The sequence below is a fragment of the Mucilaginibacter sp. P4_C11 genome (assembly GCF_056402115.1).
The window spans coordinates 21,889-41,881 of sequence record NZ_JBFUIA010000017.1 but is presented as its reverse complement, the minus strand read 5'-3'; the positions used below and the strand labels follow the sequence as shown (position 1 = coordinate 41,881).

Annotated in this window: 17 protein-coding genes; 9 read left to right on the top strand and 8 right to left on the bottom strand. The window is 44.7% G+C overall.

Annotated features, from left to right (window positions below; genetic code table 11):
• The first annotated feature begins 209 nt into the window (after nt 1-209).
• Complete coding sequence (locus AC1DU2_RS16720) at nt 210-1,415, top strand: sensor histidine kinase (protein WP_477355476.1); 1,206 nt, start codon at nt 210-212, stop codon at nt 1,413-1,415.
• Nucleotides 1,393-1,908 (top strand): DinB family protein, encoded by a 516-nt coding sequence (locus AC1DU2_RS16715; protein WP_477355285.1) that lies wholly within the window; start codon nt 1,393-1,395, stop codon nt 1,906-1,908. Before AC1DU2_RS16720 ends, AC1DU2_RS16715 begins: the two co-directional genes overlap by 23 nt.
• Nucleotides 1,909-2,037: 129 nt before the next feature.
• Here the strand turns inward: AC1DU2_RS16715 and AC1DU2_RS16710 are convergent, their stop codons facing one another.
• The 6 genes from AC1DU2_RS16710 to AC1DU2_RS16685 are packed head-to-tail and all read right to left on the bottom strand — an operon-like array spanning nt 2,038 to nt 9,321.
• Complete coding sequence (locus tag AC1DU2_RS16710; RefSeq protein ID WP_477385376.1) at nt 2,038-2,892, bottom strand: N-acetylglucosamine kinase; 855 nt, start codon at nt 2,890-2,892, stop codon at nt 2,038-2,040.
• Entirely contained in the window at nt 2,889-3,269 is a 381-nt protein-coding gene (locus AC1DU2_RS16705) for a response regulator (RefSeq protein ID WP_477355291.1), read from the bottom strand. The genes AC1DU2_RS16710 and AC1DU2_RS16705 overlap by 4 nt, the downstream gene beginning before the upstream one ends.
• 45 nt (nt 3,270-3,314) lie before the next feature.
• A complete protein-coding gene (locus tag AC1DU2_RS16700; RefSeq protein ID WP_477385375.1) occupies nt 3,315-4,634 on the bottom strand; it encodes a TolC family protein in 1,320 nt (439 codons plus the stop codon).
• A gap of 5 nt (nt 4,635-4,639) precedes the next feature.
• Nucleotides 4,640-7,768, bottom strand: coding sequence for an efflux RND transporter permease subunit (locus AC1DU2_RS16695; protein WP_477355297.1), 3,129 nt, complete (start codon nt 7,766-7,768; stop codon nt 4,640-4,642).
• Between the two features lie 4 nt (nt 7,769-7,772).
• Nucleotides 7,773-8,852: an efflux RND transporter periplasmic adaptor subunit gene (locus AC1DU2_RS16690; RefSeq protein WP_477355300.1), complete on the bottom strand. Its 1,080-nt coding sequence runs from the start codon at nt 8,850-8,852 to the stop codon at nt 7,773-7,775.
• Nucleotides 8,853-8,865: 13 nt separating this feature from the next.
• A complete protein-coding gene (locus AC1DU2_RS16685; RefSeq protein WP_477385374.1) occupies nt 8,866-9,321 on the bottom strand; it encodes a MarR family winged helix-turn-helix transcriptional regulator in 456 nt (151 codons plus the stop codon).
• Between the two features lie 121 nt (nt 9,322-9,442).
• Here AC1DU2_RS16685 and AC1DU2_RS16680 point away from each other — a divergent pair, with 121 nt between their 5' ends.
• The 6 genes from AC1DU2_RS16680 (at nt 9,443) to AC1DU2_RS16655 (ending at nt 16,477) form a co-directional block, all read left to right on the top strand.
• Nucleotides 9,443-11,245 (top strand): M61 family metallopeptidase, encoded by a 1,803-nt coding sequence (locus AC1DU2_RS16680; protein ID WP_477385373.1) that lies wholly within the window; start codon nt 9,443-9,445, stop codon nt 11,243-11,245.
• 96 nt (nt 11,246-11,341) lie between these two features.
• Nucleotides 11,342-11,545 (top strand): DUF2683 family protein, encoded by a 204-nt coding sequence (locus AC1DU2_RS16675; RefSeq protein ID WP_477385372.1) that lies wholly within the window; start codon nt 11,342-11,344, stop codon nt 11,543-11,545.
• A 6-nt stretch (nt 11,546-11,551) separates the two neighbouring features.
• The gene (locus tag AC1DU2_RS16670; protein WP_477385371.1) at nt 11,552-11,710 is read left to right on the top strand and encodes a Txe/YoeB family addiction module toxin; all 159 of its coding nucleotides are present in this window, start codon (nt 11,552-11,554) and stop codon (nt 11,708-11,710) included.
• A gap of 104 nt (nt 11,711-11,814) precedes the next feature.
• Complete coding sequence (locus AC1DU2_RS16665) at nt 11,815-13,155, top strand: APC family permease (RefSeq protein WP_477385370.1); 1,341 nt, start codon at nt 11,815-11,817, stop codon at nt 13,153-13,155.
• 97 nt (nt 13,156-13,252) lie between these two features.
• Entirely contained in the window at nt 13,253-14,665 is a 1,413-nt protein-coding gene (locus AC1DU2_RS16660; protein WP_477385369.1) for a glycosyl hydrolase 53 family protein, read from the top strand.
• Between the two features lie 159 nt (nt 14,666-14,824).
• Nucleotides 14,825-16,477, top strand: a complete 1,653-nt coding sequence (locus AC1DU2_RS16655) for a M28 family metallopeptidase (RefSeq protein WP_477385368.1) — start codon at nt 14,825-14,827, stop codon at nt 16,475-16,477.
• Nucleotides 16,478-16,549: 72 nt separating this feature from the next.
• On the opposite strand, the gene AC1DU2_RS16650 is transcribed toward AC1DU2_RS16655, so the two are convergent.
• Nucleotides 16,550-16,975 carry a hypothetical protein gene (locus AC1DU2_RS16650; protein WP_477385367.1) on the bottom strand — a complete coding sequence of 142 codons (426 nt, stop codon included), beginning with the start codon at nt 16,973-16,975 and terminating at the stop codon, nt 16,550-16,552.
• Entirely contained in the window at nt 16,976-18,022 is a 1,047-nt protein-coding gene (thiL, locus tag AC1DU2_RS16645; protein ID WP_477385366.1) for a thiamine-phosphate kinase, read from the bottom strand.
• Nucleotides 18,023-18,548: 526 nt separating this feature from the next.
• On the opposite strand from thiL, the gene AC1DU2_RS16640 reads away from it, so the two are divergent.
• Nucleotides 18,549-19,973, top strand: coding sequence for a DNA/RNA non-specific endonuclease (locus AC1DU2_RS16640; protein ID WP_477385365.1), 1,425 nt, complete (start codon nt 18,549-18,551; stop codon nt 19,971-19,973).
• Nucleotides 19,974-19,993 lie beyond the last annotated feature (20 nt).

Genomic DNA, 19,993 nt, shown 5'->3' with positions numbered 1-19,993 from the left:
ATGAAGCAAGTGTGCAGATTTCAAATTACAGATGTGCAGATGGCCGGGCCGCGCAAGATAGAATATCTCTTTATTTTTCGGCCTTTAAATAATAATCTAATAATTTACGTTAAGGATTAGTTATCATTAATGCTTTTTCACATTTAAAATCTGCACATCTGTAATCTGCACATTTAAATAAAAATCCCGTTATTTGAACCGTGGCCAGTATAAACCCGTATCAGCAAAAAAAAAGGTGGAAGTATTTACTGCTCGCATTTGCGTGTGTTATTGCCAGCGGTTCGTTATTTTACACCAGTTACCTGGTTAAAAACATAGCCCGGTCCGAGCGTACCCGCGCGCAGGTTTGGGCCATGAGCATGCGGCAGATCCTTAACTCCGACGACAATGATTTCTTAAAATACACCATTGCCGTTCGCGATAGCCTGGTGGTGCCCGCCATTGTTACCGATGCCAAAGGAGATATCCGCTTATCCCGCGGATTGGATACCACCAAAACGTATATCGATTTGCCTTCGCCGGGTAAAAAATACGACTTGAAGTATTTTAAGGACGAGCTGGAATACATGAAAGGGCAGCATGAACCCATCAGGCTGCAAATACTGGGCGAAGAAAACTTTGTTTATTATAAAGATTCGCCACTGTTAACACAACTCAAAATTTTTCCATACGTACAGCTGTCTGTTATCGCCGTATTTTTACTAATGGCTTATACGGCCTTCAGCTCGTCGCGAAAATCGGAGCAGGACCAGGTTTGGGTGGGATTAGCCAAAGAGACAGCTCACCAGCTGGGTACTCCCATATCATCATTAATGGCCTGGATTGAGCTGATGAAAGAGAAGTTTAACGCAGAGGACGACGTCTTGGTTGCCGAAATGGAAAACGATGTAAAACGGCTTGAAATTGTTGCCGACCGTTTTTCAAAAATCGGTTCGAAGCCTGTGTTGGAAGAGCATGGCGTTTATGCCGTGGTTAAGGATTTTGTTGATTATTTTAAAGTACGCGTCAGCAAAAACATTACTTTTGAAATGAGCGGCAACCCTCACCTGAAAGCAGGCATTAACATTCCGTTATTTGATTGGGTAATTGAAAACCTGTTAAAAAACGCGGTTAACGCTATTGACGGCAAAGGCAGTATTAAGGTTGAGATTAGCGGCAACAAAGTAAAAAACCAGGTATTTATTGATGTTACAGATACGGGTAAAGGTATCCCCCGCTCTAAATTTGATACTGTTTTTCAGCCGGGCTATACCACCCGCAAGCGTGGCTGGGGCCTCGGCCTTTCGCTCACCAAAAGAATGATAGATAACTACCATAACGGGCAAATTTTTGTAAAGGACTCGGAACTGGGCAAGGGCACAACGTTTAGGATCGTATTAAAAAACACGCGCAATGATAAGCAGACCCAAAAGTGATGAGTATTCACCATTCGCCACCGGTTACATAGGATTGGTACCTGATGAAAATGTGATTGAAAAGCTGGAACAGCTAAAGGAATCAAGCTACCAATTATTTAGCAGCCTTACCGAAGAACAGGGTGCCTACGCCTATGCCCCTGGCAAGTGGACAGTTAAACAGGCGCTTGGGCACATGATTGATACCGAACGCACATTTGCCTACCGCGCTATGGTTTTCTCGCGTAACCATATTGAATTGCCCGGCTTTGACCAGGACGTTTATGTAGCCAATACCGACGTAAGCCACATTAGTATTAAAGACCTGGCAGAAGAATTTAAAGCCACACGGCTGTCAAATGTTTACCTGGTCAAAGGGTTTAGCGAAGAACAGCTCTTGCGCGCCGGCATTGCCAGCAGCAGCCGCTTTACCGTACGGGCATTTGTATATATGCTGGCCGGGCACGAGCTGCATCACCTCAATATTTTCAGGGATAGATACGGGATTGGGTAATTGATGGAATTTGAAAATCGGCTTTGCAAATGCTACTAAAACCACAAAACATAGTTAAGCGCCATTACAAAAAAGTGTCCGGAGGTTCCATCTGCACATCTGAAATCTATAATCTGCACATCTCCAGCTCTATCCCTCGTTCCGTTTCAAAATAAAGGCCATCAGGTCATTAATTGGCTGTTTGATGATTTTGCCGGTTTTTACACCTTGCGAATGGCAAAGTGCGGCAAGTTCGTCTTTAAAAAAGAAAGCTATTGACCCAACAAAATGACATTTATATTTGTGGTACTCAGGGTACGATTTGATATTGGTTTGGATAAACTCCAGCAGGCCCCGTTCCAATATCTCCTGGCCATACGCCGTTGCTTTTATCTCACTTACAAATTTTGAAAACGATGCCAGGTAGGTATTGCCGTTGGGCTTTTGGTATACATTTTTTATAACGATATCTTTATTAAGGTGATAGGCGCTTTCAAATCTCGAATTAATTTCGGCAGGCATTCGGCCATACAAAAAATCGGTTATCAGGGTTTTGCCAAACCAGGTACCTGATCCTTCATCGCCCAACACATAGCCTAAGCCGTGCTGCCCCTCAAAAATCTCCTCGCCATCAAAAAACGAGATGTTTGACCCGGTACCCATAACGCAACAAATCCCTTTTTCATGGCCGCAGGTAGCGTAAGCACAGCCCAAAAGATCGCTATCCACACAGATGTAGGCCTTCGGAAAATGCTGACTGATGGCATTGGAAACAATCTCATGCCTATCGGGGCTGGAACAGCCCGCACCAAAAAAATAAATCTCTTCAATTGTGTCGCCATATGCCAGCATGGCGGGCGCCTGGTCGGCAATTATTTTGGCTATCTCTTTTTCGCCTAAAAAGTATGGGTTTAACCCTGCCGTTTTAAATGCTACTGGTTGCTGATCAGGAATGTGTAGTAACCAGTCTGTTTTTGACGATCCGCTATCGGCTACTAAAATCATGCACTAAGTTCTTCGAGGGCCTTTAAAGTTAATGGCTTATGGATAAACTGGGTAATATATTTGTTGTTTGCCGATTGTTTCATATCAACAGGATCAAGCGATGACGAAAGCATGAATATTTTGATGTTTTTTTTATCGATATCCAGCAAATCAAACTCCCTTAAAAACTCAAAACCACTCATAGTAGGCATACGGATGTCGAGGAAAATTACATCGGGTGTAATAATTCCAAATCGCAGGGAATCAATCGCTTCTGTTGGCGATTGGCGCACAACTATCGTTTCGGCAAAGTTACTTGCCTCCAAAACCTTGCGCGTAACAAAGTTGTCGATGTAGTTATCATCAATCAACAGACAGGTTTTGTAGGGATTGGACATGTTTTCAAATATATGTGTTTTTATATTTAAAATAAAATAATCCCGCTATTGAATATTTATGCTGCTTGTTATCTGTTTTAAAGTAATTTCTGCCTGTTTTGATTGATACTGGGCAGCAAAAAAAGTTGATTGGGCCGCAAGATAATTGCGCTGCGCTTCCCGGATTTCGAGCGGCGTAATATTGCCGAGTTTATACTTTTCAAGCGATATATCCAGGTTTTTCTTAGCTATAACCACGTTTGCCTGACCTAAAGCAATCAGGTCGAGCCCCGAAACGTATGAGGCATATAAACTATTTATCTGGGCTTCGATATTAAGCTGCACCTGTTTAGCGCTGATGTTGGCATTATCTATCTGGATCTTCGCGTTTCGCTCCTTGCGGGTCTGGTTAAAGCCATCAAAAATATTGATGGTTGCAGTAAGGCCGTAATTTAAACCATGCTGGTTTTGCTGTAGCGTAAAGCCGGCCGGGGTCTTATTATCGCTGAAAGTATATCCTGTTGTCACAGCCACTTGCGGATAGCGGGTTGATTTTACCTGCTTAAGGTTAATCTCGGCCAGGCGGCGGTTTATCTGGGTTGATAATATGGTTGGGTTCTGCGATTGCGCGCTACTTAAAATATTACCCAACAACAATTTATCATCAACCACGATGGTATCGGCAACCGAAAAATCGGTTTGCAAATCGCGGATGAGGATTTGGTTAAGCTGGATTTTACTCGTTTTAAATACCTGGTATTGGGTAACCAGGTTGGCGGTATCTGTATTTAAATTTACCTGGGCGTTTAACACATCAAGCTTTGAGGCGCGGCCAACATGAAACTTATCATTGGCATAGCGCAGCTGCGTACGCGAAATTTCTATCGCACCCTTCAGGGCCTTTATCTGCTCGTTTTGGCTGATGAGGTCATAATAAGTAGTTATCACGTTGGCTACCGTCCGCTGTATGGTGTCCTGCAAGCGCAACGAACCCAGCTGGTCAAGTTGCTTTAACTGGTCATAAGTGGCAAACATGTTAAAACCATCAAAAATTGTCCAGTTAAGGGCAACGCCGTAATTGATGCCGGTGTTGGGGGCATTATGGATATTATTAACCGTGCCATCTGAGCGGGTTTGTTTGGTGGTTAAGCGGCTGTTGGTTGATGCAAAATTACCGTTGACCCTTGGCAAAACACCGGCGTTACCGAGCGTAACATTATTGGCGGCGATGGTTTTGTTATTTTGCGAAAGCTTTATATTATAGTTGTTTTTTAAAGCTATTTCTACCGCGTCTTTTAACGTAAGCAGCGGTGCTTCCTGCGCCCAGGTGTGCATTCGCAGCAGGGCGCAGCAACAAAGCAGGAAAGCTGTTTTTTTAATGATCATATCAGTTAAAGATTTTCAATCAATTTCATTTCTTTTTTTTCTGGCTCTGTTTCTTCTGCAGGCTCTTCATCCGGATCGCGGCGGGTTTTTGATGCGAAGATCACATACATCAATGGTATAATATAAAGGGTTAATACTAACGAGAACAGCATACCGCCCATAATAACAATACCCAACGACACCCTGCTTTTTGCACCCGAACCCAGCGCGAAGGCAATTGGCACCGAGCCTAATACAACGGCCAAACTGGTCATAAGTATTGGGCGCAGGCGCGCTGTCGCAGCTTCAATAGCGGCTTCGTACTTGGCGACACCATGTTCCATGCGCTGGTTGGCAAACTCCACAATAAGGATCCCGTTTTTGGTTACCAGCCCCACCAGGGTGATGATACCTATTTCGCTGAAAATGTTCAGTGTTTGATTAAACAGCCACAATGATAAAAATGCCCCCGAAATAGCCAGCGGTACGGTGAGCATCACGATGAATGGATCCATAAAGCTTTCAAACTGTGCAGCCAAAACCAGGTATATCAGCAAAAGTGCAAAGCCGAAAGCAAACAAGATATTTGATGATCCTTCGGCATAATCCCGCGAAGGGCCGCTAAGGGCGGTGCTGAATGTTTCGTCGAGCAGGCTTTTGGAGATGCGGTCCATCTCGGCAATACCATCGCCAACTGTTTTGCCAGGGGCTAAACCAGCCTGTATGGTTGCTGATTTATAACGGTTAAAGTGATAAATAGCCGGCGGCGTGGCACCTTCGGTAGTTTTAACCACGTTATCCAGTTGCACCAGGTTCCCTTTGGTGCTGCGCACGTATACCGATCTCAAATCAAGCGGCTGATCACGGTTGGCCCTGTCAACCTGGGCTATTACCTGGTACTGCTTTCCGTTTATCAGGAAGTAATCCAGGCGGCCGGCGCTATAATACAATTGCAGCGTTTGCGCTATATCATCTACAGAAACACCCAAATCACGTGCCCTGTCACGGTCGGTTACCACCCTTAATTCGGGCTTGGTAAATTTAAGGTTCACATCCGTTCCCTGGAAAACAGGGCTACGGGAAACCTCGGCAAAAAACTTTGGCAGTACTTTTCTTATCTTTTCAAAATCCTGGTTTTGTATAACATACTGTACCGGCAATGATGTACGCGCGCCGCTGCCACCACCGCTTATGGTTTGCTCCTGCACAACAATAGCCCGGGCGTCGGGCATTTTGCTCAGTTTTTTGTTCATCCAGTCGGCAAGTTGTTGTTGGGTGCGCGTACGCTCGTCGGGCGCTACCAAACCAACGCGGCCGAAACCGGTGTTTGCTGCGCCGCCGCCGCCAAATGAAGGCGAAACGATCTCGAGGTTAATATTGGCTTCCGGTATCGAATCGGCCACCATATTTGAAACCTTATCCATGTACCGGGTCATGTACTCGTATGTCGCGCCTTCAGATCCGGTTACGCTGTAACGCAATAAGCTTCTGTCGTCAAGCGGAGCCAACTCGGATGGAATCACTTTCACCAATACACCAATGATTAACAACGACGCTGCCAGGATAACGAATGACACCCAGCGTACTTTCATAAACTTAATAAGCGTTTCGGTGTATGATGTGGTCATGTTCACAAAAAACGGTTCGGTTCGCTCGTAAAATTTCGACTTTTTATTGTTCTTACGGATCAGCTTCACGTTCAGCATCGGGGTTAACGATAACGATACAAAGGCCGATATTAAAACCGCCCCGGCAACTACCACCGCAAACTCGCGGAACAGCCTGCCTGTAAAGCCCTGTAAAAACACAATGGGTAAAAACACAGCAGCAAGCGTTACCGAAGTTGATACTACCGCGAAGAAAATTTCGGCAGATCCTTCAAATGCTGCTTTACGGATAGCCATCCCTGCCTCTACTTTTTTGTAAATGTTTTCAGTTACTACAATACCATCGTCAACCACCAGCCCCGTTGCCAGTACAATGCCCAGCAGGGTTAAAATATTGATAGAAAAGCCAAACACATACATGATAAAAAAGGCCCCGATCAGCGATACCGGAATATCTATCAGCGGGCGGAAAGCGATTAGCCAATCGCGGAAAAACAGATAGATGATGATAACCACCAGGACAAAGGAAATAATGAGTGTTTCCTGCACCTCGGTGATTGACTGATTAATAAAACGGGTATTATCCAGTGCTACCTTTACTTTAATATCGGGCGGCAAATCTTTCTGGATCTGTTTTAAACGGGCATAAAAATCTTTGGCAATTTGCACATAGTTGGCTCCAGGCTGCGGTACAATGGCCAGCCCCACCATGGGTACACCCGATTCTTTAAATATGGTTTCCTCATTGGCCGATCCTAAAACCGCGTAGCCAATATCGCTCAGGTGAATAACCCGGCTGCTATCGGCACGGATGATGAGGTTGTTAAAATCTTTTTCGGTTGATAATTTACCAAGCGCCCTAATGGTTACTTCTGTGTTATTCCCCTCAATTTTACCGGCAGGCAGCTCCACGTTTTCTTTGGCCAGGGCGGCGCCAATATCGGTAGCCGTAAGGCCAAGGGCCGACAGTTTGTTAGGATCTATCCATAAGCGCATGGCGTACTGGCGCTGGCCCTGTATATTAATAGTACTTACACCGGGTATGGTTTGCAGGCCTTCCTGCAATACGTTTTCGGCATAATCATCCAGTTGGGTAATGTTACGCTTGTCGCTGCTCACGGTAAGGGTGATGATCTGGTCGGCGCTGGCATCGGCTTTGGTTACTACGGGCGGGGCGTTAATATCCTGCGGCAGCTGGCGCTGTGCCTGCGCTACTTTATCGCGAACGTCATTAGCCGCTGTTTCCAAATCAGCGTCCAGGTCAAACTCTACTGTGATATTGCTTGATCCAACCGAACTTGTTGATGATATATTACGGATACCGGGCACACCGTTGATCGATTTTTCCAACGGCTCGGTTATCTGCGATTCAATTACATCGGCATTCGCACCCGAGTAACTGGTAGATACCGAAATAATTGGCGGATCGACCGACGGGAAATCCCTCACCCCTAAAAATTTGTATCCGATAATGCCAAATACAACAATAACTACTGACATTACTGTTGCCAATACCGGCCTTTTTATACTTACTGAGGATAAACTCATGGCGTTACTTTATTACTTTAATAATTTTTAAAGGAACTTTCGCCCTCATTTGTATCAGGCCCGAAACCACTACGCTGTCGCCAGGCTTTAAACCATCAATCACCTGGATTTTTGTATCTGTACGCAAATCTGTTTTTACCGGGCGGGCAACGGCAATCCCGTTGTGGGCAACGTAAACAATACTGCTTTTCAAATCGGGGATAACTGCCTCCGTAGGTAACAGGATAGTTTTGGGGATTTGGTCGAGCGTTAAATTAATTTTGGCAAAGCTGCCTGCGGTTAACAAGCCTTTGGGATTTGGCGCTTTGGCCCGTACAGTGATTGTGCGCGAGTTAACATCAATAGAAGGTTCAATAGCGTAAACATTTCCTATAAAGTTTTCCCTTGAACTTTCGGTATTAAACCTGATTTTGCTGCCTACGCCAAGTATGGTCAGGTATCGTTCAGGAACCGAGAACGTGATTTTCGCAGGGTCGATATTTACCAGCTGCGCAATAGGCGATGCCGGCGACAGATAACTGCCGGGGCTCACATTACGCAACCCGATAGTGCCGGAAAACGGCGCCCGGATCTCGGTACGGGATATTTGTGCCTTAATTACATCAGCAGCCGCTTTTAACGAGTTTAGCGAGGTTAACGAAGTATCATACTCTTCCTGGCTGATGGCTTCCTTTTGCAGTAATACCTTATTGCGATACTCAACTTGTTTGGCCAGTGTTACCTGGTACTGGTTTTGAGCCAATGAGGCTTCTAAATCCTGGTTATATACTTTAACCAGCAACTGGCCTTTTTGCACTTTGCTGCCCTCGTTAAAATAAATCCCGGTAATGTTACCCGCTGTCTGGCTTACCAGGTTCACCTTTTCGTTAGCATCAATACTGCCGGTTACATCAATAATGTTATTTACGGCGGTATCTTTCACAATCATGATGTTCACGTTTACCGGGCCGTTCTTTTTCTTGCCGCTTTTACCGCCGGCTTGTGCTGCCGCGCTTTCTTTGGCGCTTTTGCTAAAGAACTTGTTGTAAACTAAATAAGCAACCAGCAGTGCCAGCGCCGTGTAAATAATATATTTTGTTTTCATATTTAATCAACAATCATTTTGTGATCTTTAAATTGGGTTCGGTTGTAAAGGGCTTTATATTTACCTGCATTTTTTGCAGTACGCTTTCAAATATTTTCAACTCATGCGCAGATATGCCTTTGGTGATATCAGCGTTGATGTGCTCAAAGGTTTCTACAATTTGCGGCACGGCCAGCCTGGCCTTTTCGGTAACCCTCAGCAGGTGTTCGCGACGGTCATTCGGGTTGCTCTCGCGGTAAACAAAGCCCTTTGCGGTAAGCATGTTAATAATACTTACCATCGCCGATTTATCTTTATCCAGGATTTGCGCCAGCGCGTTCTGGGTAAGCTGCCCGTCGTGGTAGTATATAAGCGATAGAATGAAGTGGTACCGGGTAACATCCAGGTGGGCGGTATGCTTTGTCAGTACATTCAGGTATAACTTACCTAAACGTATCAGTTTCCGGGATATGGGTTCTATCAGTTGCATCTTAAATAAGCGGCAGCAAACATACTGACCCACAAGGTTAATTAGTTGCATGTATCAACCATTTTACACGTGTAAACAAGGCCGATATTTTAAAAAAATATAATTTTTATAACTTGCACACATGAAACCAATTAAGCTGACCGCGACTGTATCATTAATTTTACTTTTTATGAATGTAAACGCCAGTAAGGCGCAATCCCCATCGGATATATCATATACGGTTTCCTTCCCCGAAGCCCAGGCCCATTATGCCGAAATAGAGATGAATATCACCGGGCTTAAGCAAAACACGCTCGATCTTAAAATGCCTGTCTGGACACCCGGATCATACCTGGTTAGAGAGTTTGCCAAAAACATCGAGGCCTTTAGCGCCAGCATCAATGGCAAAATTGTAGCCTCGCCCAAAATCAATAAAAACACATGGCGCATTACTACAAAAGGTGTGGCGGCCGTTACTGTCAAGTATCGTGTTTATGCCAACGAAGTATCTGTACGTACCAGCTATATTGATGTAACACATGCTTTCCTTTCAACAACGGGTATATTTATTTATCCCGCAAATATGTTGCACTCGCCATCAACTATTACCATTACCCCATATAAAGACTGGGCTAAAGTTTCAACCAGTTTAGAGATGGTTAACGGCAACCCATTTGTACGCCACTCGCCCAATTTTGATATTTTGTTCGATTCACCTATCGAAGTAGGCAACCAGGATGTTTTTGGTTTTGATGTTGACGGTGTTAAATATGAAGTATGTATGTACGGTGGCGGCAACTACGATAAAGAACGCATTAAAAAAGATATGCATGCCATTATTCAGCAGGAAGCAGCCATATTTGGCGAAAACCCCAATAAACATTACACTTTTATTATCCATAATCATTTGCGTGGCGGAGGTGGGATAGAGCATCTTGGCTCTACTGTTTTGGGCATTGGCCGCGATAATTATGGCAGCGAAAAAGGTTACCAGGGTTTCCTGGGCCTGGTAGCTCATGAGCACTTTCACCTTTGGAACGTGAAACGTTTGCGGCCTATTGTTTTAGGTCCCTTTGATTACGATAACGAAAATTACACCACCAATCTTTGGATTGCCGAAGGCTTCACAGAATATTACCAGGAGATAGCAGTTCGCCGCACCAATCTTTATCCGCCCGAAAACTACCTGGAGCAGATAGCCAACGAGTTTAACGTGCTAGAAAACCTGCCGGGCAAAAACGTACAAACCGTAGCCGAATCAAGCTTTGATGCCTGGATAAAAGGATACCGTCCCAACGAAAACTCAAACAATACCACTATTTCTTATTATACCAAGGGTGCTATAATTGGTATGATGCTGGATTTGGAGATCATCAACAACTCGGCCCAAAAACACAATCTTGACGATGTAATGAAGTACATGTATGTAACCTATTACAAAACCAAAAAACGAGGCTATACTGATGCTGAGTTTAAAAAAGGATTTGAAATGTTTGCTGGCAAAAAGCTGGATGATTTTTATAAAAAATACATTAACGGACTTGACCCTGTTGACTACAACAAATACCTGGGTTACGCTGGCTACAAAATAGTTGACGAACTGGCCGGTAACAATGATGCTGCCCTGGGTATTACCACCGGCACCACCGCAGCCAAAAAAGTAATGGTTACCAGTGTAACCCGTGGCACCGCGGCTTATATTGATGGCATTAACGTTGGCGACGAAATAACAGCCATTGACGGCAACCCCATATCCGACGGCTCAAACCTGATAACCGGCAAAAACCCCGGCGATAAAATACAGGTAACCATTAACCGCGATGGGCAATCTGTTACCTTGCCAATAACACTGTTGAAAAGCAACAGGATGAAATATAAGGTAGTACCCGTTGATAGCCCTTCGGCACAGCAATTAGCGGTGCGCACGAAGTGGCTGAGTTTGTAATTACGCTATTCAGATTTTTGAAAGCCCCGGAATATCAGGGCTTTTTTTGTGATATCCCTGAATGGTATTTACATATTAAAATAACTAAATTTGTTTATGGAAACAATTGTTGTGCATCCCGAAAACAAAGAACAATCTGCAGCAATCAAGGCGTTTTTAAAGGCCCTCAAAATTAATTTTGAGAAACATGATAAAGACACTTACAATCCCGCTTTTGTAGAACAAGTACTGGAAGGTGTAGCTGCGAGAAAAGCCGGAAAAAAGGGTACTAGGATCGATACCGATAATCTATGGAAATAGATTTATATGAAAGCTCATCCTTTTGAAGGTATAGGAAAACCAGAGCCCCTTAAATACAAACTAACCGGCAGATGGTCGAGACGCATAAACTCCGAACATCGAATAATATACGATGTGGTGGATGAAATTATAAACATATATTCTCTTCGTGGTCATTACGAATAACGGGGCTCTTTTCATACCTGGACGGTTTAACCTTTTTTATTTTTTAGATAGAAGTTGTACTTAAAAATATGCTTATTACCACTTAAGTTATATTTTTATACCCTATGCCATCACCCGCCGCATTAAAAAAGATAAGGCCTATACAGCTTATTGCTGTTATCTTCTTTACCGTATCTGGTGGGCCTTACGGCCTGGAGCCGTTGTTAAGCTATGCCGGCAATCATGCCGCATTGATTATCCTGTTAATTACGCCGCTTTTGTGGGATGTGCCCGCCATATTAACCGTGTTGGAATTAAACAGTATGATGCCGGTTAACGGTGGCTATTATAAATGGGTAAAACATGCGCTTGGTACCCGCTGGGGTTTTTATGAAGGCTGGTGGACCTGGCTTTATACATTTGTAGACCTTGCCATTTACCCTGTGCTGTTTGTAATGTATGCCTCCTTTTTTTATCCCGAACTGGCTCAATATAAAATACAGGTTTGTTTGCTCGTCATCTGGGCATCAGCGGGCTTAAATATATTGGGCATTGTACCGGTGGGTAAAGCAAGCTTGTTTTTAAGCGCCGTTGTGCTGGCGCCAGTTGTTATTGTAATTGTGCTGGCCATTCATCACCATACCGGGCCATTAACGCTGCCTGCACCTACTTTTAAAGGCCTTACATTTCCATCGTTCGGGATGGCTTTGTATACGGTGATGTGGAATTGTCTGGGCTGGGATAACGTAACAACCTATGCCGAGGAGGTAGAGCAGCCGGTGCGCTCATACTTGTTATCAATGGCCATTGCATTCGTCCTGGTTATAGTTGTTTACTTTTTTATTACCTGGATAGCCCAGCAATCGGGCATCGATCATGCCAAATTTACGGATGAAGGGATGCCGGCATTGGGCGTATTGATAGCCGGGCATTGGCTCGGCGTTGTGGTTGCCGTAGGAGGTATGGCGAGTTCCTTAGGTATTTATGCTGCCGTGCTGTTATCCGTTTCGCGGGTGCCGCACGTAATGGCCCAGGACAAGTTGCTGCCGGCAGGAATCAACCGTTTACATAAATGGTTTAACACGCCCTTTGTATCCATCATTATTTGCTCGCTGGTGGTGAGCTTCATGATATTATGGAAACTGGGCGAGTTGTTTATTATCGACGTAACCGTATATGGGGCAGGCCTTTCGTTAGAATATATTTCGCTGGTAAAGCTGCGCATAAAAGAACCCGACAGGGCAAGGCCATTCAAGATCCCCCTGGGCGTGCCGGGGCTTTGTATCCTTTTAATGCTTCCTGTTCTGGTATATGTGATAGCCCTGGCCGGAACCTTCTCTTCAGAGGGCGATGCCGTAAAGGCGTCTGTATTCGCCATTATCGCACTGCTTAGTGCCGAGGTTGCCTGGCAGCGCATTGCCTTTTTCGCCCGGCTAAAACGATGGTATAAAAGAAACTGGTCGTAAATAGCCTTGCTATATATACGTGCGCTTTTGTAAAGATCATGTTATCCATCACATCGCCACCGCCAAAGCCTTACCTTTATTAACCATTTATAAAGCTATGCAAAAATCCCTTTTCTCTTTTACTATCATTGGTTCCTTGCTTTTATTCGGTTCTACTTCGTTTGCACAGCGTCGCCGGGTGGTGAAGGCAGCCGGTCAGCCCGCCGAGGTGCAAATTACACCTTATAAAACCACCGTTATTGCCAATGGTACCGACGATGTAATGATTAAAGTGGTGGTAATTGACAGTAAGGGTGACGAAGTAAAAACGGCCAGTAACCTTATCCATTTTTCGGTACAGGGTGATGCGCGGATAGCGGCAATAACAACGTCTGGCAAAGCGGATGCTGCAGCTACTATAGCCGATACATCGGCGCGGGCCAATATGAAAAACGGCCAACTTTGGGTAAAGCTAATTGCCGGCCGTACCCGTGGCCATATAAAATTTGAGGCAAAAAGCGATAGTTTATGGACCGGATCAACCGAAATTCACACCGTACAGCCCGGAAGCCCACATAAGGTAACCAACGATAAGTACGTTGCCAAAAAGGTGACTGACAAAATATTGGGTGCAGATATATCTTTCCTGCCCGAGCTGGAAGCAAAAGGGGTTAAATTCAGCGATAAAGGCGTTGAAAAAGACGCTATTCAAATATTGAAGGAGCATGGCTTCAATTACATCCGCCTTCGTATTTTTAATGACCCTGCCAGGCCCAAAGGATATTCGCCAACAAAGGGATTTTGTGACCTGGAGCATACCAAGCAAATGGCTAAACGTGTAAAAGCTGCGGGCATGAAGCTGCTGCTCGATTTTCATTACAGCGATTACTGGGCCGATCCGCAGCAGCAAAACAAACCGGCCACCTGGGTTGGGCAGGATTTTATCACCCTAAAAAAATCGGTTCAAAATTATACCACGATGGTAATTCAGCAACTGAAGGACCAAAATACGACGCCCGATATGGTGCAGGTTGGCAACGAGATTAATCATGGCATGATTTGGCCCGACGGGCAGATTAACAACCTGGATAGCCTGGCGCAATTGATTTACTCCGGTGTAAAAGGAGTAAAAGCCGTTAGTCCGAAAACCATTATCATGGTGCATATTGCCTTAGGTGGCCAAAACCTCGAGTCACGGTTTTTCATGGACAACATGGCGGCAAGAAATTTACCGTTTGATGTGATAGGGCTGTCGTACTATCCCAAATGGCATGGCACCCCCGATGATTTGAAAGCCAACATGGCCGATATGGCCCAACGTTATCATAAACAGGTTATGGTTGCCGAGTACACTCAACTAAAGAGAGAAGTTAACGATATTGCATTTACAGTACCTGGCGGCAAAGGTATTGGATCATTCATATGGGAACCGCTGAGCACCTGGGAGCAGATTTTTGACAGGGACGGCAAATCAAACGCGCTGATTGATGTGTACCCGCAAATTGCGCGCAAATACGGCGTTAAGCCATAGTGTTAAGTCTAAAGTAACTCATAAGTCTAAAGTTGATTTTTTTGAATTAGAACTTAGGGCTTGGGGCTAATACAATCCGCCAATTTATCGTTGATACCCTAATAGAGGCGGCTTTTATAATCAACCTCAATTAATTACATTTGAAAAAACACCACCTATATGAATATTAAACAATTTTGTTTTTTATTATTAGCCGGCGCCGTTGTATTTACGGGTTGTAAACACGATAAAAAAACGGAAGAGGCCGCCAAGGCCGTCAGCCCGGAAGAAATCAAAGAAAAAATAGCGGTATTGGCAGCCGATTCGATGATGGGCCGCAAGCCTTTTACCGCCGGGGAGAACAAAGCCATTGCCTACATCTCATCTGAGTTTAAAAAGGCCGGGTTAGAGCCGGGAAATAATGGCAGTTACTACCAGGATGTTCCTATGGTTGAGGTTACCAGCACGCCATCGCCAACCATGGAGATCAGCGGAGGAAAATCGCCATTAAGTCTGCATGTTACCAGCGATTTTGTGGCTTTCACCCGTCGCGAGGTGGCTAATGTTGAGCTTAAAAACTCTCCTTTGGTTTTTGCAGGATATGGTGTTGTCGCACCCGAATACCATTGGAATGATTATGCTGGGCTGGATGTAAAAGGAAAAACGGTAGTGGTGCTGGTAAATGATCCGGGCTTTAAATCGGGGCGGAAAGGTTTATTTAAGGGCGATACCATGACCTATTACGGCCGTTGGACCTATAAATTTGAAGAAGCCGCCCGCCAGGGTGCAGCTGGGGTTATCATAGTTCACCAAACTGCGCCGGCAAGCTATGGCTGGAGTGTTGTTTCGAACAGTAACTCGGGAGCAAAACTTTATTTGACACAACCCGACAAGCACATGAACCGCTGTAAGGTTGAGGGATGGATTACCGAAGATGCTGCCAAAAAGCTTTTTGCAGATGCCGGCATCAACGGAGATCTTCGCTCCATTGCCCGCGATAAAAATTTTAAGGCTGTTTTGCTTAACAGGGCTGTTAACTTAACTGTTAACACCAAACTAAAATATTCTACATCTCATAACGTCATCGGCATTTTAAAGGGTAGCGCCAGGCCTACCGAATGCGTGTTGTATACCGCCCATTGGGATCATTTAGGTATTGGCAAACCGAACGCAAAGGGCGATAGCATTTACAATGGGGCAATTGATAATGCCGATGGTGTGGCCTCAATTATCGGGATAGCCAACGCGTTTAAAAAATCAACGGCAAAGCCGCAGCGTTCCATTGTGTTTTTAGCGGTTACGGGCGAAGAGCAGGGCTTATTAGGCTCTGAGTATTATGCAACGCACCCTATTTATCCCCTTAACAAAACCGTTGCCGATTTGAACATCGACGCCATTGGCGATTATGGCGAAACCAAAGACATTGCCATAACCGGCAAAGGGCAAAATGAACTGGAAGATTATGTTGGTGCAATTGCACAACAAGATGGCCTTACCACAGTTGGCGACCGTACACCCGGCTCTGGAAGCTACTACCGGTCAGATCATTTCAATTTTGCCAAACTGGGCGTACCCGCGCTTGATATCAACATTGGCAATACCAGCAAAGCACATGATGGTACCTATGGTGCTGATAAAGAAAAAGACTATAACGAAAACCGCTATCATCAGCAAGCCGATAATTACACGCCCGATATGGATGCTACAGGCATGGCCCAGATAGCCGATATCCTTTTCAGGATAGGTACCAAACTGGGTAACGAAACTACCTTCCCCGGCTGGAAACCCGGTTCGGAGTTTAAAGCAGCAAGGGATAAATCTATGGGTAAATAAACTTCTGCAGAACGCCGAAGGCTTAAAGCAACATAAAATGGCCGGCTGCTATAGCGCCCGGCCATTTTATATTTATAGGGCAACCCTTGGCCTGTTAAACCAAATGGCCGCGCTCTTTGAAAAAAGCATAATGATAGCAGTAACTTCTAACAGGATCTCTCCTAGAAACAACCCCATTACTAACGGGCTTAATTTTACAGCCGGATTTTTTTGGAAGAAAACTACCGAAGCCCATATGAACGATAGCAGGTTAAAAACAATAAAAATCAATGTTACTATCCTGGCCCATTTGCGCCCCTCGCCTGTAGCAAATATAATGTATATAGCCAAAAGCAATTCGGCAATAAACTCAAATGGGTGGATACGATCAAGCGAGTTATTGGCCATTTGAATAATCAATGCTAAATAAAGCAACACTACGCCTCTTTTTACGGTAGCAGGAACATTGCCTTCCGGGTGATTATTTAAATAAAACCTGTTTAAAAGCTTGCTCAACATTTATTCGGCTTTTTTAAACGCGTTCCATCCTTGCGCCTTTAACGGGTGCGAGTTCCCTGATGTGGTGATCAGGTTACACCCGGCAGAAGCCTCGGTAATATGCCCGATAATAGTGATATCCATTTTAAACTTTATCTTATCGTAGTCTGTTTGTTTTACGGTGAACAGCAGTTCATAATCTTCGCCGCCGCTTAACGCGCACACTGTTGGATCAAGGTTAAATTCGCGGGCTGTTTCGTAGGTCATCGGGTCAAGTGGGATCTTTTCTTCGTATAAATTACAGCCTTTGTCGCTTTGCTTACAAATGTGCAGTATCTCAGAGGCAAGGCCGTCAGATACATCTATCATTGCTGTAGGTTTTACCTCGATGCTTTTAAGCAGTTCCACAATATCGCGGCGGGCTTCCGGTTTTAGCTGGCGCTCTACGATGTAATCCTTGCCTTCCAGGTCAGGCTGAATATTGGGGTTTTCCAAATAAATCAGCTTTTCGCGTTCCAGTAATTGCAGCCCGGTGTAAGCACCGCCCAAATCGCCTGATACGCAAATCAAATCGCCTTCGCCGGCTCCATTGCGGTAAACCACATCGGCTTCGTCGGCATAACCTATTGATGTTACGCTGATTACCAGCCCCTGTTTTGATGAGGTGGTGTCGCCGCCAACCAGGTCGACATTATATTTCTCGCAGGCTATGTAAATCCCTTCGTACAGTTCTTCAATTGCTTCCAGCGGAAATTTGCTCGACATGCCAATAGACACTGTAACCTGCGAAGCCGTGCCATTCATGGCGTAAATATCGCTCAGGTTAACCTGTATCGCCTTATAACCCAAGTGTTTTAAGGGCGTGTAAGCCAAATCAAAATGAATGCCTTCCAATAGCATGTCTGTGCTTACCAGCACTTTTTTACCGGTAAAATCAAGCACAGCGGCATCATCCCCTACTCCCTTTTTGGTACTTGGCTGTGTTAGCTTTATATTTTTGGTTAAATGGCTTATCAGGCCAAATTCGCCTAATTCTTCCAGATTTGTTCTTTCCTGATTTTCAAACATGTTTTTTGTAATTACGCCGGCATCTTGCCATCAATCAGCAAAAATACAATTATTCCCATTAGGTAAAGCGACGGAAGGTAAGGGTTTCTGGGAAAACGCATCTAAATTGGGTTAACATAACTTAACACATTTCAAGTGAACGCCTTCATAAATATTTAATAATCAATAATTTACTGGTTTTGCAAGGTTAACACTAAACTCACGCCTTATGCAATTTAAACGCATACAAATATTTGCGCCTGTTGTTGGTTAAAACAGATGCCGAATGGACCTTGATTTTTTAATCAGCATTAGGGAATAATGCAAGTTATTGTTTGATGTTTATCTTTTCTTCACCACCTAAGCCTATTCCGTTAACTACCATTAAATAACGGTTCATCGCGCTAAATAATTAGATTCATTTGCCTTGGTAAAGCCTTGAATTTGTAATTATTACGATAGACAATTCGACAATATAGTATTACTATAGTTTATTAATGTTTAGTTAATATTAATTGCCGATTTTTGCCTCATTAAAAACTATCCTATGAAATTAAGAAATTTATTTATCTGTATGGGTTTAATGCTGGCGATGGCCAGCTGTAAAAAAGACCTGCAAAACCCGCACATCCCGCCCGGCGATACCACGGTTATCCAGCAGCCGGTGCCATATACCGTTGTTGAAAATTTTGAAAACGGCAGCAAAACGGCCTATGCCATTGCAAACGTTCAGCTGAGTACCGGTTTGTGGAGTTTTAACGACGCATTGATAGGCAGCCTGGCTGCTGATGTTAAAGATGGCAATAAAGCAGTAAGGCTGCGCACCGGCGATATCACCATGAAATTTGATGTAAAAGGCTTAAAGCAAATCAGCATCAAACATGCCAAATATGGGAATGATGCAGCATCAACCTGGCAACTGATGATGTCGACAGATAGCGGAGCTACCTTTACGCAATTGGGAACAGACATCGCCGAAAACAGCACCAGCCTGGTTACCGACTCATTTAAAGTGACCACTACAGCAAAGGTCCGTTTTCAGATTAGGAAACTGGGTACCACCCGCATAAACATTGATGATATTACCTTCAAAGGACTTGGCGATCCGGGAATTATTGTCGGCCCGCCCGATACCGGCGGGAGCGATACTACGGGCAACACCGGTACAGCAGCGCCCGACAGAGGGGTTATTGCCGGTACCGATGCACAGCCAACAACCGGCGACAATAGCAACATTTTGCTGGGCAACCCATCAGATGCACAGCCTGCTATTGTTATGGCCAATAACTACCTCATCGATCAAAAATATTACGAAGAATCATATAATAGCACACGCGGCACGCCAAATTGGGTTAGCTGGCATCTTGATGCTACCAATATTACCAATGCCTCTGCCCGCCTGGATAATTTTGCCGGTTTTAACGGCTTACCTACAGGCTTTTACGAGGTAGAAAGCAACAGCTATTCTGGCTCGGGGTTTGACAGAGGGCATAACTGCCCTTCGGCCGATCGGACAAGTTCGGTTAATGCCAATTCGGCCACATTCCTAATGACCAATATGATACCGCAGGCGCCGCAAAACAACCAGCAAACCTGGGCTAACCTTGAAAATTACCTGCGCGAGCAGGTTGTAGCCGGGAATGAAGTGTATATAGTAATGGGGAGTTACGGAACCGGCGGAACTGGCTCAAATGGCTCTGTAAGTACTATTACCAGCGGCCATGTAACGGTGCCAAGTAACGTTTGGAAAGTGGCAGTTGTTGTGCCAACCGGCGATGGCGATGTTAACAGGATTACAACAACCACAAGGGTAATAGCCGTTAATACACCCAACGTTAACACCATTAATGCCGACTGGAAACAATACCGCGTAACCGTGCGGGACATTGAGAAGGCTACCGGTTATAACCTGCTATCAAACCTGCCGCAAGCGGTGCAGGATGCCGTAGAAACTAAAAAGGATAACCTGTAACAATACTCGCAAACACAAAA